The sequence below is a fragment of the Micromonospora sp. NPDC049679 genome, assembly GCF_040659735.1.
Taxonomy (GTDB): domain Bacteria; phylum Actinomycetota; class Actinomycetes; order Mycobacteriales; family Micromonosporaceae; genus Micromonospora_I.
This window is the reverse complement of sequence record NZ_JBFANZ010000041.1, coordinates 33,849-50,235: the sequence shown is the minus strand read 5'-3', so window position 1 is coordinate 50,235 and position 16,387 is coordinate 33,849. Positions and strand designations below refer to the sequence as shown.

General features: G+C 71.3%; 12 protein-coding genes and 1 pseudogene. 10 read left to right on the top strand and 3 right to left on the bottom strand.

From position 1 onward, the window contains the following. The 9 genes and pseudogenes from AB0J06_RS22290 to AB0J06_RS22250 all read left to right on the top strand — a co-directional run. Window positions 1-412: pseudogene (locus AB0J06_RS22290) on the top strand (hypothetical protein); the annotation flags it as partial. Next, window positions 409-867 (top strand): roadblock/LC7 domain-containing protein, encoded by a 459-nt coding sequence (locus AB0J06_RS22285; protein WP_357430894.1) that lies wholly within the window; start codon window positions 409-411, stop codon window positions 865-867. The pseudogene AB0J06_RS22290 and the gene AB0J06_RS22285, both read left to right, overlap by 4 nt. 28 nt (window positions 868-895) lie before the next feature. Next, complete coding sequence (locus tag AB0J06_RS22280) at window positions 896-1,264, top strand: DUF742 domain-containing protein (protein ID WP_357430882.1); 369 nt, start codon at window positions 896-898, stop codon at window positions 1,262-1,264. A gap of 34 nt (window positions 1,265-1,298) precedes the next feature. Continuing rightward, on the top strand, window positions 1,299-1,844 hold the full coding sequence (locus AB0J06_RS22275; protein ID WP_357430892.1) for an ATP/GTP-binding protein: 546 nt from the start codon (window positions 1,299-1,301) through the stop codon (window positions 1,842-1,844). 57 nt (window positions 1,845-1,901) lie between these two features. Beyond that, window positions 1,902-3,170 carry a cytochrome P450 gene (locus AB0J06_RS22270; RefSeq protein ID WP_357430880.1) on the top strand — a complete coding sequence of 423 codons (1,269 nt, stop codon included), beginning with the start codon at window positions 1,902-1,904 and terminating at the stop codon, window positions 3,168-3,170. A 9-nt stretch (window positions 3,171-3,179) separates the two neighbouring features. Further along, the gene (locus AB0J06_RS22265; protein WP_357430878.1) at window positions 3,180-3,371 is read left to right on the top strand and encodes a ferredoxin; all 192 of its coding nucleotides are present in this window, start codon (window positions 3,180-3,182) and stop codon (window positions 3,369-3,371) included. A gap of 87 nt (window positions 3,372-3,458) precedes the next feature. Next, on the top strand, window positions 3,459-4,658 hold the full coding sequence (locus AB0J06_RS22260) for an EAL domain-containing protein (RefSeq protein WP_357430876.1): 1,200 nt from the start codon (window positions 3,459-3,461) through the stop codon (window positions 4,656-4,658). Window positions 4,659-4,708: 50 nt separating this feature from the next. Continuing rightward, window positions 4,709-4,879 (top strand): DUF1059 domain-containing protein, encoded by a 171-nt coding sequence (locus AB0J06_RS22255; RefSeq protein ID WP_357430874.1) that lies wholly within the window; start codon window positions 4,709-4,711, stop codon window positions 4,877-4,879. A gap of 129 nt (window positions 4,880-5,008) precedes the next feature. Then, complete coding sequence (locus tag AB0J06_RS22250) at window positions 5,009-7,699, top strand: glycosyl hydrolase (RefSeq protein ID WP_357430872.1); 2,691 nt, start codon at window positions 5,009-5,011, stop codon at window positions 7,697-7,699. Between the two features lie 287 nt (window positions 7,700-7,986). On the opposite strand, the gene AB0J06_RS22245 is transcribed toward AB0J06_RS22250, so the two are convergent. The 3 genes from AB0J06_RS22245 to AB0J06_RS22235 all read right to left on the bottom strand — a co-directional run bounded on the left by AB0J06_RS22245 (window position 7,987) and on the right by AB0J06_RS22235 (window position 14,145). Further along, window positions 7,987-9,867, bottom strand: a complete 1,881-nt coding sequence (locus tag AB0J06_RS22245) for a propionyl-CoA synthetase (RefSeq protein ID WP_357430870.1) — start codon at window positions 9,865-9,867, stop codon at window positions 7,987-7,989. A 132-nt stretch (window positions 9,868-9,999) separates the two neighbouring features. Continuing rightward, the gene (locus AB0J06_RS22240; RefSeq protein ID WP_357430868.1) at window positions 10,000-11,364 is read right to left on the bottom strand and encodes a hypothetical protein; all 1,365 of its coding nucleotides are present in this window, start codon (window positions 11,362-11,364) and stop codon (window positions 10,000-10,002) included. Window positions 11,365-11,763: 399 nt separating this feature from the next. Further along, entirely contained in the window at window positions 11,764-14,145 is a 2,382-nt protein-coding gene (locus AB0J06_RS22235; RefSeq protein ID WP_357430866.1) for a Tex family protein, read from the bottom strand. A 290-nt stretch (window positions 14,146-14,435) separates the two neighbouring features. Here AB0J06_RS22235 and AB0J06_RS22230 point away from each other — a divergent pair, with 290 nt between their 5' ends. After that, entirely contained in the window at window positions 14,436-16,385 is a 1,950-nt protein-coding gene (locus AB0J06_RS22230) for a primary-amine oxidase (protein WP_357430864.1), read from the top strand. Window positions 16,386-16,387 lie beyond the last annotated feature (2 nt).

Below are 16,387 nucleotides of genomic sequence, written 5' to 3'. Positions count from 1 at the left end.
CACCCCGTCCGCGGACTGGTCGAGGATCCGGCTGTTGCGGATCGTGAAGTTGGTCATCGGGCCGTCCATCCAGGCCCCGACCTTGTTGTGCTGCACGCGGGCGCGGGCGGACGGCGCCGCCGACGCGGCATCCACCGACGACGCCGATTCGGCGGGGAAGACGCATCTCGGACTGCCGGTCCGGGTCCGCCAGGCACGGCTCGCGCCGGGGCTGCGCGAGGCGGTCGCGCCGGCGCCGGTGGACCAGCCGCTGCGGCCCGCGCGGTCGCCCGAGGAGATCCGCCAGATGATGAGCGCCTACCAGAGCGGCACAGCGAGGGGGCGGCAGCAGGTCACCGACGACGCTGACCTACCGTCCACACCGGACACGACGAACCCGGCGACGGCCGAGCACGCCGATGAGGAGAACTGATGATCCAGCGTACGAGCGCGGTAGGCGACTTGAACTGGCTGCTGGAGGATCTGGTGCAGCGGGTGGCGGACATCCGCCACGGGATCCTGTTGTCCGCCGACGGGCTGCTGATCGCAGCCTCCGCCGGGCTGGAGCGCGCCGACGCTGAGCATCTCTCCGCCGTGGCGTCCGGGTTTCAGAGTCTCGCCCGGGGCGCCGGGCGGCACTTCGAGGGCGGTGCCGTGCGGCAGACCGTGGTCGAACTGGACACCGGCTTCCTGTTCGTGACCGCCGCCGGTTACGGGGCGAACCTCGCGGTCGTCTCGATCGCCGGCTGCGACGTGGGGCTGGTGGCGTTCGAGATGAACCTGCTCATCCAGCGCGTCGGAAAGAGCCTCGCGACCGTTTCGCGATCCTCGCCGCACCAGGCTCCCGCACCCGCCGCCGACCGGCTCTTCCAGCAGGGGAGAGCGTGATGCAGGTCCGCGGTCGGCTGGAGCCGCGATGAGCCGGCCCGAGCCGGAGGCGGAGGAGGAGCCGCGGAAATCGCTCGTCCGTCCGTACGCCATGACGCACGGGCGCACCCGCGCCTCGGCCGACTTCGACCTGATCACCCTCGTGGTCGCGGCCCGGCCGCCGCGACCGGAGGAGGCATGGGAACCCGAACACCTGTCCATCCTGGAGCACGCGCGACACCCGGTATCGGTGGCGGAGATCGCCGCCCGCGTCAACCTGCCGGCGGGCGTGGTCCGTGTTCTCCTCGACGACCTGCGGGGCCGGGGCGCGCTGATCGTGCGCTCCGCGACCAGTCAGGCCTCCACACCCAATCTCAAGATCCTGAAGGCGGTGGCCGATGGCCTACGCGCACTCTGACGACAGCGTCGCCGGCGGTACGACGGCGCGGGCCATGCCCATGGCGGTCAAGATCCTGATCGCCGGCGGGTTCGGCGTCGGTAAGACGACGATGGTCGGCTCGGTCAGCGAGGTGGAGCCGTTGCGCACCGAGGAGCTGATCACGACCGAGAGCATCGGCATCGACGATCTCTCCGGTGTGGAGGGTAAGCACACGACCACGGTCGCGCTGGACTTCGGCCGGATCACCCTCAGCGAGACTTTGATCCTCTACCTGTTCGGCACGCCGGGACAGGACCGGTTCTGGTTCGTCTGGGACGAGCTGGCGCTGGGGGCGCTTGGGGCGGTGGTACTGGTCGACACGCGACGGCTCGAGGACAGCTTCCCGTCGATCGACTACTTCGAAAAGCGGAGCATCCCGTTCATCGTCGCGGTGAACTGCTTCGACGGTGCCCGCCGTTACGACGCCGCCGACATCAGGATCGCGCTCAACCTCGACGACGAGGTGGCGGTGATGCTCTGTGACGCACGCGACCGTTCCTCCACAAAGGAGGTGCTGATACGTTTCATGGAGGAGCTGATCCGGCGGGCCCAACGCTGATGCCGTCGTCGATTTTCCCACTCCCGCCGGAACGTCCGGGGCAGTACAGTTTGCCCCATGTCTGTCGATCCGTCCGTGGAGACCGGTGCGGGCACCCCCCCGAGCATCGAATTTGACCACTACACCCCTGAATACCGGGACAACTGGCGCGAGATCTCCGACACCAACCTGTCGAAGTGCCCCGTTGCCCACTCCAGCACCTACGGCGGCTTCTGGTTGGTGTCCGATTACGCCAGCGTGAGCCGGGTCATCCGTGACGACGCCACCTTCACCTCCACGCACAACATGGAGGACCCGGAAGACCCCCGCCAGGGGATCGTGATCCCGCCGAACCCGATGCTCCAGGTCCCCATGGAGTTCGACCCCCCGCTCTACAACGTCTACCGGCGCATGCTCAACCCGTACTTCTCGCCCACCGCGGCCCGCGCGCTGGAGCCGTTCGTCCGCCAGGCCGTCGACGCCTTCCTCGACAAGGTCTGCGCGACCGGGCGGATGGACTTCGTGCTGGACCTCGGCAACCCGGTGCCGGCGCTCGCCACGATGAAGCTGGCCGGTCTGCCGCTCGACGACTGGCAGACGTTCGCCGAGCCGATGCACGGCATCGTCTCGAACCCCGCCGGCGGCCCGGAATACCTGCGCTGCATGAACGCGCTGCAACAACTCGGCGGCGCTCTCGGCGCACTGGTGCCACGGCTGCGCGACGAGGAGGCTGACGGGCTGCTCAGTGGACTCGCGAAGGCCACGGTCAACGGGGAGCGGCTCTCCGACGGCGAGATCGTGCTCATCGCGCTGCTGGTCATGCAGGGCGGCGTGGACACCACGACCGCGTTGCTCTCCAACACGCTGTGGTGGCTGCAGGACCACCCGGAGCAGCGGCAGCGGCTGATCGACGATCCGTCGCTGATGGAGCACGCGACCGAGGAGTTCCTGCGGATCTTCACGCCGGTGCCCGCCCTGGCCCGTACCGCCACCGAGGATGTGGTGCTCGGCGGGCAGCGGATGCGCGCGGGCGACCGGGTGCTGATGTCCTTCGCCGCCGCCAACCGCGACCCGGAGGTCTTCGACGACCCGGCGGAGGCCAAGCTGGACCGGTTCCCCAACCCGCACACCAGCTTCGGGCTCGGCATCCACCGGTGCATCGGTTCCAACTACGCGCGGTCGTGGTTCCAGATCATGCTGCGCGGCGTGCTGGACCGGATGCCCGACTACACCATCGACCGCAGCGCCGCCCGCCGTAACGACTCGATCGGCATCATCAACGGCTTCGTCAACATGCCGGCCACCTTCACGCCGAGCGAACCACGCGGCGTGGAACTGCCGGCGTAAGGGGTCAGCGTGCGCGTCACCGTCGACCGCGAACGGTGCAGTGGCCACGTCCGCTGCGCCGCGCTCGCGCCCGAGGTCTACCAGCTCGACGAGGAGGGCTACGCAATCGCGGACGCCCAATTCGTCCCCGCGGAGCGCCAACGGGCCGCCGAACGTGGCGCGCTCGCCTGCCCGGAGCAGGCCATCGCCCTCACGCCTTAGCGCGGTTCCCGGGCTCGCCGGTGCGGGCCCGGGAACCGTGAGAGTCCGTGCCGGGCTGCCGTGACGGGTATCTCGACGATCGCGGCGGTGACGACTCAACTCGCCCCCGTCCCCGCCGATACCACCACCGTGAGCGCGACACCTCCGCCCGGTGCCGACGCCGACCTCGCGGCTGCCGACCGTGACTGGTCGGCAGCCCTGCGGCGCGTGCTCGCCGTGGCCGACCAGCCGTCGCTGGTCGCCCAGCCGATCGTCGATCTCGGCGCGGGAACCGTGGCCGGATTCGAGCTGCTTTCGCGTTTTCCGACGGAGCCCGCCGCGACACCCGACCGCTGGTTCGCCCGCGCCGACCAGCTCGGCTTCGCCCCCACCCTGACCGCGCGGGTGGTCCAACGCGCGCTGACGCTCCGGTCCGGACTGCCGCCCAACACCTTCGTCACCGTCAACGCCGAACCCCACCTGGTGGCCCACCCCGAGGTGCGCGACGCGCTGCTGACCGGGGGTCGCCTCGACGGCGTCGTCGTCGAGCTGACCGAACATGTGCGGTCCTCGGACGACGCGGCACTGCACGCCGTTCTCGACGAGGTGCGCGCGCTCGGTGGCCTGGTGGCCGTCGACGACGCCGGCACCGGTTATTCGGGTCTGGAACAGCTGATGTCGGTGCGACCCGACATCGTCAAGCTGGATCGCGCGATCGTCACGGGAATCGACCGCGACCCGGTCCGCCGAAGCATGGTCGAGATGATGGGTGAGCTGGCCAGCCGGATGGACGGGTGGGTGCTCGCCGAAGGCGTGGAGACCGAGGCGGAACTGCGCACTCTCACCTCCCTGGGGGTGCCGCTGGTGCAGGGCTGGCTGCTCGGTCGACCCGCGCCCGGCTGGCCGCGCCTCGCCCCCGACGTCGTCGCGCTGTTGCGCGACTGCGCGCTGCGGGTGAGCCTCACCGACCACATCGCGCACCTGGTCCGCGACTGCGCGGTCGTGTCGGATGTGGCCGACCGGGCATCCGGCACGTCGGACCGCTTCGGCGCGACGACCGTGTTGATCGACGTGGACGGACGGCCGCTCAGCGTGCTGGTCCCGGGTCCGGACGACCTGCTCTACGTCGTCCCGGCCATGACCGTGGCGCCCTCCTCTGCTCCGCGCGACGTCGCCCGGCGGGCACTCGGCCGTCCCGCGTGGCAACGCGGCGCGCCGCTGGTCTGTACCGATGTGAATGGCCAGGTCATCGGCATCCTCGATCTGGGGGAGCTGGTCGACGCCACACTGGCCGCCGCCAACCGTTAGCCACCGACCCCTGTCCCGGGTGCAGGGGCGGTCGACCCGAAGGGAAACCCATGAAGAAGTTCCGCTGCGGCGACGTCATGCCGGGCTGCCAGTCGGTGTTCACCGGTCACGAGACCGAGATCCTGGCGGCCGCTGCCGTGCACGCCCGTGAGGACCACCAGATCGCGGAGATCCCCGATTCCGTCCTCGTCCAGATCCGTGGGGCGATGACCTCCATGTAACGCTGGGCATCGGGGTTCTTTTCTGCCAGGGTGGACTGTCCGAACGCCATCTTCCGGTTACGTCTCCGTCCGGCTACCGTCCGGTACAGGCCGGGGCGCCAATGGGTGCGCCTCACGGGGGAGCCCGGCGTGGAGAGGAACCCGATGCTCTCTGTTCTTCACGATCGTCGCGCGCGGCGTCGGTGGGGGGCGGTGGCGGTCGTCGCGGTGATCGCTGCCGCCACGGCCACCCCCACCCCCGCCTACGCGGAGGTGGACCGGCCGATCAACCGTCCGAAGCCGGTGGCCGGCGCGCACGCCGGTCAGGCGGGGCTCAAGACCTTCGCCGCGCAGGAGGCCGGCGCGCGACTCGCCCCCTACGGCGCGGTCGAGCCCGGCGAGTACGGCGAGGCGCTCGCGGGTCTGCAGGGGCTGCGCGGAACGCTGAGCCCGTGGCTGGAGGTCACCGGCCAGCCGTACGACTCCGACGACCCCAGCTACCGTGACCCGTTCTACTCCAACTCGGGCAGCGGCTGGGGCAATGTCGCCGGCCGGGTCACCGGGCTGGCAGCGGGGAACGGATACGTCTTCGCGGGTGGGGCCAACGGCGGCGTGTTCCGCAAGAAGCTCGCTCCCGGCGGGGAGTGGAAACCGATCTCCGACCGGATCCTGGCGCTCTCCACCGGCGACCTCGCCTACGAGACCGCCCGTGACACCCTCTGGTACGCCACCGGTGAGGCCAACACCGGCGCCACGTCCTACACCGGCGCCGGCGTCTACCGGTTGCGCGACGCCCGCCGGGCCGGTGGGTTCAGCAAGGACGACCGGGTCGGCGGCGAGGAACTCGAGTCGCGCAGCATCAACAAGATCCGGTTTGACGGCGCCGGCACCGTCTACGCGGCGACCAGCCGCGGGCTCTGGCGGCACTCGACGGACCCGGGCCGGCACGCCGAACCATGGGAGCAGGTGTTCCTGCCCAACCCGGCGTCCGACGCCGACATCACCAAGCCGTACGACAACATCGTCAACGACGTGCTGATCCAGCCCGGCACCAACGGCCGGACCGTGCTGGCGAACGTCGCATGGCGGTCGGGTGCGGCCTACAACGGCTACTACGTCTCGACCACGGGCGGTGGGCCGGGCTCGTTCGGCCGGGCCACGCTGACCGGCGACATCGACAACGCCGACATCGGCAACGCCGAGTTCGCCGCCTCCGCCGACGGCAGTCGCCTCTACCTGGTGCAGGAGAGCCCGGCCGGGCTGGCCGCAGGCGCCAGTTCGCTGGCCGGCGTGTTCACCTCCACGGACGGCGTGAGCGGGCCGTGGACCAGGATCGCGGACTCCGTGAAGCTGGAGAACTCCGGCTCGGCCATCAGCGCCGATGAGGGATATCCGCCCGGCGTTCAGACCTGGTACAACAACTTCATCGCGGTCGACCCGACGAACCCGCAGCATGTCTACGTCGGTCTGGAAGAGGTCTACGAGACCGAGGACGGCGGGGCGACCTGGAAGACCATCGGCCCGTACTGGAACGTCGGATCCGACTGCTTCGATCCGTCCGTCCCGAGTGGCGGCTGCCCGTCGACCACCCACCCCGACCAGCACTCCATCGCCATCGCGGACGGCACGGTGCTGATCGGCAACGACGGTGGGGTCTACTCGCGGCCCCTCGCGCCGGCGACGAGCACCGAGGATGCCGCCGGGCACGCCACCGACTGGTCCAACCACAACGCCGGCCTCCACGTCCTGCAGTACTACTCCGTCGGCACCGGCCGCGACCCGAACGGACGGGGCTTCGCGGTCGCCGGCGGGCTGCAGGACAACGGCGGCTCGCTGTTGCGGGCCGGCGCGCGCAAGCAGGTCGGTCCGTTCGGCGGCGACGGTGGGGACATCATCGTCAACCCGCGCAACGGCTGCCAGATCCTCGACGAGTACGTCTTCCTCGCCCTCTGGCTGACCACCACCTGCGGCCAGAGCAAGGGCGACACGAGCGCAATCTTCGACATCACCGTGCCGGACGTCAACGCGCGCTTCACCGCGCCGTTCCGGGTGGTGCGGGGCTCGAAGAACGTCGGAGACGGGGCCAGCGAGCGTTGGGTCGCCGGTGGGAACTCGTTCTGGCGCCACGATCACGGGTTCAGCTACACCGGGCAGCAGGCGGCGGCCGACCCGAACAAGGGCTGGCAGAAGCAGTACACGCTCGACGCGACCGGCGCCCGACTGATCGTCGGCGTGGACGCCGTGGCGGATCGGAAGGCGCCGACCGACCCGACGAAGGACACCTACATCGCGTCCTGGTGCGGCCAGGCCAACTGCAACAGCGCCGGATTCACCCGTGGCGTCGCCACCAACTGGGGCGGCACGTGGACGGAGCTGGACCTGACCGGTCTGCCCAACCGCTATCCCGACGCGGTGACCTTCGACCCGTCGGACCCGACGAACTCGACGGTCTACCTGGTGTTCAACGGGTTCAACCGGCGCTTCATCGAGGGGCCGGGGGCCGGGGTCAAGCACGTCTACCGCGGCAAGCTCACCAAGAGCGTCGGCGGCGTGTACGTCTCCTGGACCGATCTGTCGGTCGGCTTTCCGGACGTTCCGGCCACTGATGTGGTGGTCGTCGGCGACAAGCTCGTGGTCGGCACCGACCTCGGGGTGCTGGTGGCGGACCGGCGGGCGACGCCGGAGACGGTCCGCTGGCGGCGGGTCGGCCTCCCGTCCGGCTCGACGCCATTCTCGCTGCCGCTGACCGCCGTCTTCGACCTGCATGTCAGCGCCGACGGCTTCCTGTACGCGGCCACCCACGGCCGGGGCATCTGGAAGACGCCGCTGCTGCTGCTCTGACTGCGCGTTCCTCCGGGCCGGCCGCGGTCCCGGCCGGGTGGCGGGGCGACCGTGCGCTCGCCGTGAGTCGTGTGGCGCCAGCCGGCTAGTGGCCCCCGTCGATATGGCGGCGCGGTTCGGACGCGTCTGGTTCTGACCGTGATGCGTCTCGCGCCTCCTCATGCGCGAGGCGCATCACGGCCATCGGTCCCGGCTTGACGCGAGCCGGCGACAGGTTGTCGTGGTCGACGAGGACCAGAGTCGTACGGGCGGTCGAGGCCAGCCGTGATCCCGGGATCCCCATGTCGTCACGTCTGCTGACGCAGGACCGGACGGAGCGCGTCGAGCACCGCCGGATCCTCGATTGTGGACGGGACGGGCTCGTCGCGGCCGTCGGCGATGGCGCGCATCGACTTGCGCAGGATCTTCCCGGAACGCGTCTTGGGAAGCCCGGCGACGACGTCGACGTCCCTGAACGCCGCGACCGGACCGATCTGCGCACGGACCGCGGCGACGAGTGCGGCGCGCAGCGCCGCCGGATCCACGTCGACGCCGGCCTTGAGCACGACCAGGCCGCGCGGCACCTGCCCCTTGAGTGGGTCGTGCACCCCGATGACCGCGCACTCGGCGACCGCCGGGTGGGTGGCCAGCACGGCCTCCATCGCGCCCGTCGAGAGGCGGTGACCGGCCACGTTGATCACGTCGTCGGTGCGCCCCATGACGAACAGGTAGCCGTCCTCGTCGACGTAGCCGCCGTCCCCGGTGAGGTAGTAGCCCTCGTAGCGGGAGAGGTAGGAGGCGACGTAGCGCTCGTCGTCGCCCCAGAGGGTGGGCAGCGTGCCGGGCGGCAACGGCAGCTTGATCGAGATGGCGCCCTCGACGCCCGGTGGTAGCTCCAGCCCGGCCGGGTCGAGGATCCGGACGTCGTAGCCGGGCACCGGGACGGTGGGGGAGCCGGGCTTGATCGGCATCGGGGCGAGGCCGCGGAGGTTCGCCGCGATCGGCCAGCCCGTCTCGGTCTGCCACCAGTGGTCGATCACCGGTACGTCGAGCCGGTCGCTCGCCCACCGGTAGGTCTCCGGGTCGAGCCGTTCGCCCGCGAGGAACAGGGTGCGGAACCGCGACAGGTCGTACCGGTCGAGCTCGGCGCCGGCCGGGTCCACCCGTTTGATCGCCCGCAGCGCCGTCGGGGCGGTGAACAACGCCTTCGCCCGGTGGTCGGCGATGACCCGCCAGAAGGCGCCGGCGTCCGGAGTGCCGACCGGCTTTCCCTCGTAGAGCACCGTGGTCGCCCCGACCAGCAGCGGCGCGTAGACGATGTAGGAGTGCCCGACGACCCAGCCGACGTCGGACGCGGTCCACCAGACGTCACCGGGGCCGATGTCGTAGATGTTCGCCATCGACCAGGCCAGGGCGACCGCGTGTCCACCGTTGTCGCGCACCACACCCTTGGGGCCGCCGGTCGTGCCCGAGGTGTAGAGCACGTACAGCGGATCAGTCGCGGCGACCGGGACGCAGCCGGCGGGTTCCGCGGTGGCCGTCACGGTCTCCCAGTCGAGCTCCGCCGGGCCGAGCTCGGCGGGAGCGCTCGGGCGTTGCAGCACGACCACCGCCTCGGGGCGGTGCCGGGACAGGCCCAGCGCCTGGTCGACGATCGGCTTGTATTCCACGACGCGGTGGGGTTCGATGCCGCAGGAGGCGTAGAGCAGCACCCGGGGCGTCGCGTCCTCCACCCGACTCGCCAACTCCTTCGCGGCGAAGCCGCCGAAGACCACCGAGTGGACGGCGCCGAGTCGCGCGCAGGCCAGCATCGCGATGACCGCCTGCGGCACCATCGGCATGTAGATCACCACGCGGTCGCCCGCCACCACCCCCAGGCCGCGCAGCACCCCGGCGAAGCGCGCGACCTCGTCGCGCAGCTCCGCATAGCTGTACGAGCGCTGCTCCCCGCTGTAGGCGGAGTCGTAGATCAGGGCGGTGCGCCCGCCGTGCCCCGCCGTCACGTGCCGGTCCAGGGCGTTGTGGCAGGTGTTGAGCGCCCCGTCGGGAAACCAGCGGTAGAACGGGGGATTCGTCGCGTCGAGCGCGCGCGAGGGGGCGCGGTCCCAGTCGATGAGCTTCGCGGCGGCCAGCCAGAAGTCGTCCGGGTCGGTCAGGCTCCTGCGGTGGACGTCGCTGTAGCTGCTCATCGCGCTGCTCCCGATCCGTCGTGCCCTGCCGGAGATCCGATCCCGGTCCACCGTAACTCCGCACGGTCGGGGCGGGTCCGGTCGCATAGTGGGGCGCGCCGAAACCGGCGGGTCGTGCGTCGAGCGGTCGCGTCAGCGGCACGCGGGGTAGAGCCGGCGGGTGCCGACGCCGCCCGCGTAGGCGGCCGGGTCGCTGAACCGGCAGCCGTAGTCCGGTCGGGACACGACGGCGCGGTCGGCGACCGGATCGCCGCCCGGTCGATGCCCGGACCGCACCCAGCGGACCAGGTCCTCCCAGGCGGTGCCGACCTCCGCGTCGGAGAACTCGCAGTGCTGCGCCGTCCGGATGGCGCGCTGCACCAGCAGCCCGCTCCGGCCGTGCCGCGCCACATCCGTCCGGTACGCCTGCTCCATCGAGAACGGCACGAACAGGTCGCCGAGCCCGTGCAGGGAGAGCACCGGCGCCGACGGTCGGCCGTCGATGCGGGGCACCTGCGTGAGCGCGGGGGAGAGCCGTTCCCGGAGGTTCTCCGGGGCGACCCGGCGGACCGCCGCGTTCACGTTGACCGGGGAGTTCGGCTGGTAGCGGGTGAACACGTTGGTCGCGAGCTGGCCGGGTCGCTGCGCGGGTGTCTGCCCGGCGGCGGTGGCGCTGATGCCGAAGAGGAAGTCCTTCCAGACGGCGAAGGCCGCGTCCGCGCCGGGACGGGGACCGCCGCTGCGCTCGACGGTGATCGCCCGCAGTTGCCGGCCGAGGTCGTTGGCGGGCTCGGGGGCGGTGGGCGTCATGCCGCCCAGTCCGAGCCGCGCCTGGATGCGGGGCACGGCGTTGGACAGATAGTCGGCGGGGAGCGGGTAGGCGGGCACCCCGGCCAGCGCCTGCGCGACGAGGTTGTAGTCCAGGAAGAAGTCGAGCAGCGTCTGATCGCCCATCACGCCGCACATCGGCAGCGCGCCGTCGTAGAACCCCGGATACTGCTCCAGCGACCGGCCGATGATGTATCCGCCCATCGAGACGCCGGCGAGGTAGGTGCGGTGGGGACGTCGGACGAGCTCGCCGAAGAGCTGGGCGAGCTCCCGGGTGCCGAGCACGCCGGCGCGGATGTCGAAGCCGTTGCCGGAGTACGACGAGGCGGCCCAGGCGTACCCCTGGTCGAGCACCCGCTGCCGCAGCCCGAAGCCGGGCGGGTCGACGGTGAGCACGCTGCCCTGCCCGCGGTAGCCGTGCGCCCACATGAGCAGCTCGCCGTTCCAGCGCGGCGGCACCTCGATCGTGTACGCCGCGTGCCGGTGCACGCCCTGACGTACCCGTGACGGCTGACCGTGCACGAGCGCGGGCGGGAGCGGGGGGTTGTCGATCGTGTAGCCCGGTAACGGCCGGTCGCCCGGGACCCCGTGGGCGTGGGCCGGTGCGGCGCCGGCGAGACCGGCGATGAGGGCCAGCCCTGCCGTGACGGCGAGGAGTCGGCGTGGAAGACGCGGGGGCCGTGTCCGCATGGCGGCTCCTCCGGGACGGGGCGCCGTGATGGGCGGCGTCCGATGTGGATGTTAACCGGCCAGTAACTCCACGAAGGTAGATCCGCGCGATCAGCGCTGTCAATGGCACGAGAGAACGGCGTCCCTCCACGCGGGCAGGTCAACGTCGATGTACGGATCGCGGAGCGCGCGGTTGCCCCCGATGACGGACGTCGACGACCGGCATTACCGATGGACGTGGATCGTGTCCAGCCTGGACCGTGCCGGGGACGACATTGGGTACACCGCGGGTGGTGGGCACGCCGCTATAAGGCCGCGGGGTTTCCGAGTTCACGGCAGGCGCGACCTTGCTCCCCGCGGCTCTGACCGGCGTCGGGCGTACGGGGACCGAGGTGGCTCCCCGTACGCCCGACGTCCGGCTCAGGCGAGGCCGGCCCGGCGCAGCGCGTCGGCGAGCGCGCCCCCGCCGGCGTTGCCGCCACCGGCGCCGCTGTTACCCGACCCGCCGCGCCCCTGTCCGCCCCGTTGACCGCCGCGCTGGCCGCCGCCCTCCCGGCCGCCGCCGCGCTGTCCGCGCTCCGGGCGCCCGGCGCCGGACGGGCCGCGCTGCCCTGCGGCGTCGACCTCGTCCTCGAGGCGCAGGGTCAGCGAGATGCGCTTGCGGGGGACATCGACGTCGAGAACCTTGACCCGGACGATGTCGCCCGGCTTCACCACGTCGCGCGGGTCCTTCACGAAGGTGTGGGAGAGCGCCGAGACGTGGACCAGGCCGTCCTGGTGCACGCCGACGTCGACGAAGGCGCCGAAGGCGGCGACGTTGGTGACCACGCCCTCCAGCAGCATGCCGGGGACAAGATCGCTGAGCTTCTCCACGCCGTCGGCGAAGGTCGCGGTCTTGAACGCCGGACGCGGGTCGCGGCCCGGCTTCTCCAGCTCCTTGAAGATGTCGGTGACGGTCGGCAGGCCGAAGGTGTCGTCGACGAACTGGTTGGGCTTCAGCGTGCGCAGCGCGGCGGTGTTGCCGATCAGCGTGTGGATGTCGGCGCCGGTGGCGGCGAGGATGCGCCGCACCACCGGGTAGGCCTCCGGGTGCACGCTGGAGGTGTCGAGCGGGTCGTCGCCGCCGGGGATGCGCAGGAAGCCGGCGGCCTGCTCGAACGCCTTCGGGCCCAGCCGCGCCACCTCCTTGAGCGCGCTGCGCGAGCGGAACGGTCCGTTGGCGTCGCGGTGCAGCACGATGTTCTCCGCGAGGCCGGCGCCGATGCCGGACACGCGGGTGAGCAGCGGCGCGGAGGCGGTGTTGACGTCCACGCCGACGGCGTTGACGCAGTCCTCGACGACCGCGTCGAGCGACCGGGACAGCTTCGTCTCGGCCAGATCGTGCTGGTACTGCCCGACCCCGATCGACCTCGGGTCGATCTTGACCAGTTCGGCGAGCGGGTCCTGCAGCCGGCGGGCGATGGAGACCGCGCCGCGCAGCGAGACGTCCATGCCGGGCAACTCCTGTGACGCGTACGCCGAGGCGGAGTAGACGGACGCGCCGGCCTCGGAGACCACGACCTTGGTGAGGTTGAGCTCGGCGTGCCGCTTGATCAGCTCGCCGGCGAGCTTGTCGGTCTCCCGGGAGGCGGTGCCGTTGCCGATCGCGATCAGCTCCACGCCGTGCGCCTTGGCGAGCCGGGCCAGCACGTCGATCGACTGGTCCCACTGCCGTCGCGGCTCGTGCGGGTAGATCGTCTCGGTCGCTACCACCTTGCCGGTCGCGTCGACCACCGCCACCTTCACGCCGGTCCGCAGCCCCGGGTCGAGACCCATGGTGGGGCGGGTGCCGGCGGGGGCGGCGAGCAGCAGGTCGCGCAGGTTGGTGGCGAAGACCCGTACCGCCTCGTCCTCGGCCGCCTGCCACAGCCGCATGCGCAGGTCCGCGCCGAGGTGGATGAGGATCCGGGTACGCCAGGCCCAGCGCACGGTGTCGGTCAGCCAGCGGTCGCCCGGGCGGCCCCGGTCGGCGACGCCGACCCGCTGCGCGATGCGCAGCTCGTAGCTGCTCGGCCCGACCACGGTCTCCGCCGGGGGCTCCTCCGGCTCCATGGTCAGGTCGAGGACCTGCTCCTTCTCGCCGCGGAACATGGCCAGGATGCGGTGCGAGGGGAGCTTGGTGAAGGGCTCGGCGAAGTCGAAGTAGTCGGCGAATTTCGCCCCCTCGTCCTGCTTGCCGTCGCGGACCTTCGCACTGAGCCGGCCCCGCGACCACATCTGCTCGCGCAGCTCACCGATGAGGTCGGCGTCCTCGGCGAAGCGCTCGACCAGGATCGCCCGTGCGCCGTCCAGCGCGGCCGCGGCGTCGGCGACGCCCTTCTCGGCGTCGACGAAGCCGGCCGCGATCGTCCGCGGGTCCAGACCAGGGTCGGCGAGGAGCTGCTCGGCGAGCGGCTCCAACCCGGCCTCGCGGGCGATCTGCGCCTTGGTCCGCCGCTTCGGCTTGTACGGCAGGTAGATGTCCTCCAGCCGGGCCTTGGAGTCGGCCGCCATGATCTGCGCGGTCAGCGCCTCGTCGAGCTTGCCCTGGCTGCCGATCGACTCCAGGATCGCGCCGCGCCGCTCCTCCAGCTCGCGCAGGTAGCGCAGCCGCTCCTCCAGCGTGCGCAACTGCGCGTCGTCGAGGGTGCCGGTCACCTCCTTGCGGTAACGGGCGATGAACGGGACGGTCGCGCCGCCGTCGAGCAGCTCGACCGCCGCTGTCACCTGCCCCTCGCGTACGCCGAGTTCTTCCGCGATCTGCTGATGGATAGCCGTCTTCACGATCCTGTTCCACCTTCTGCCTGGGGTACGCGCTGCATTGTGCAGGGTTTGCCCCCTGCTTGTCGCGCGGCCCGCCCGGCGCGCCGGGCGTCGCCCCCACCGTCGTCGACCCTCGTCGCGCGGGGCGTGAACGGGCGGACCCGGGGGATGTGACGTGCCGCTCACCCCCGTCGGCGAGGTCGGCGGGTCGGCCGCGAGCACGGCCTGTACTAAATCGATAAGGCTGGACACCTTGCGGCGTATCGGGTTAGGTCAGAGTGATCGATTCGGGACTCTGCGGGGTGGGTGCGATGACAGTCGAAGTCGGCGAGCAGTCGGGCGAGTTCCAGGGCGTCGCGGCCGGCCACCCGCTGCAGCGGCTCTCCGCCGACGAGATCCGCGCGGCCCGCGCGCTCCTCGCCGCGCACGACCTGCTGAGCCCGACCACCCGCTTTCCGCTGCTCGCCCTGGAGGAGCCGCCCAAGGACGTGGTGCTGGCGTACCGCGACGGGGACCCGGTCGACCGCCGCGTCCGCGCGGTGCTGCTCGACGTCACCACCGGCCGCTGCCGCACCGTCGTGGCGTCGCTGACCCGCGCCACGATCGACTCGGTCGTGGAGCTCGATCCGGTGATCGACGGCCAGCCGCCCATCCTGCTCGACGAGTTCGTCGCCGTTGACGAGATCGTCAAGGCCGACCCGGGGTGGCGTGCGGCGATGGCCCGCCGCGGCATCACCGACCTGGCGCTGGTGCGGCCGTGCCCGCTCTCCGCCGGGGACTTCGACATCCCCGGCGAACGGGGCCGTCGCATGCTGCGGGTGCTCTCCTTCCTGGCCCACCGCCCCGAGGACCACTGCTGGGCCCATCCCATCGACGGCGTGGTCGCCTACATCGATCTCGTCGAGCGCCGGGTCGTCGAGCTGATCGACCACGAGCTGCTCCCGGTGCCGACCGAGGAGGGGAACTTCGACGACCCGGCATACACCGGACCGCCGCGCACCACCCTCAAGCCGATTGAGATCACCCAACCCGACGGTCCCAGCTTCAGCGTCGACGGCGACGTGGTGCGCTGGGAGAACTGGCGCTTCCGGGTCGGCTTCGACCCGCGCGAAGGGCTGGTGCTGCACCAGATCTCGATCCGCGACGGCGAACGCGACCGTCCGTTGATCTACCGGGCCTCGATCGCCGAGATGGTGGTGCCCTACGCCGATCCGAGCCCGGTGCGGTTCTGGCAGAACTACTTCGACGCGGGGGAGTACCTCCTCGGTCAGCAGGTCAACTCGCTCCGGCTCGGCTGCGACTGCCTCGGCGAGATCCACTACTTCGACGCGGTCCTCGCCGACGGCGACGGCCAGCCCCGCGAGGTGCCCAACGCGATCTGCATGCACGAAGAGGACCACGGCGTGCTGTGGAAGCACACCGACCTCTTCACCGGCTCCGCGGAGACCCGCCGCCAGCGCCGGCTCGTGATCTCGTTCTTCGTCACGGTCGGCAACTACGACTACGGGTTCTACTGGTACCTCTACCTCGACGGCACGATCCAACTGGAGGTCAAGGCGACCGGCGTGGTCTTCACCTCCGCCTACGTCGCCGGCAGCCCGTACGCGACCGAGATCGCGCCGGGGCTGGGTGCCCCCTACCACCAGCACCTGTTCAACGCCCGGCTCGACATGACGGTCGACGGGGTCACCAACGCCGTCGACGAACTCGACGTCCGTCCGCTCCCGATCGGCCCGGACAACCCGTACGGCAACACGTTCACCCGTTCCGAGACCCGCCTGGCGTCGGAATCACAGGCGTCCCGGAGCGCTGATCCGGGGCGCGGCCGGGTGTGGCGGATCGTCAATCCGGAGCGCACGAACCGGCTCCGCCAGCCGGTCGGCTACGTGCTGCGCCCGGAGGGCCAACCCACCCTGCTCGCCGACCCCGCCTCGTCGATCGCCGGGCGGGCGGCGTTCGCGACCCGGCACCTCTGGGTCACCCGCTACGACCCGGCCGAGCGCTATCCCGCCGGTGACCTGGTCAACCAGCATGCGGGCGGGGCCGGGCTGCCGGCCTTCGTCGCGCAGGACCGTCCGATCGACGGGGCCGACATCGTGCTGTGGCACACCTTCGGGACCACGCACTTCCCGCGCGCCGAGGATTGGCCGGTGATGCCCGTCGACTACTGCGGCTTCACGCTCAAGCCCGCGGGCTTCTTCGACCGCAATCCGACACTCGACGTGCCGGCGAGTACCGCCCGGCACTGCGCCGGCGGCTGACG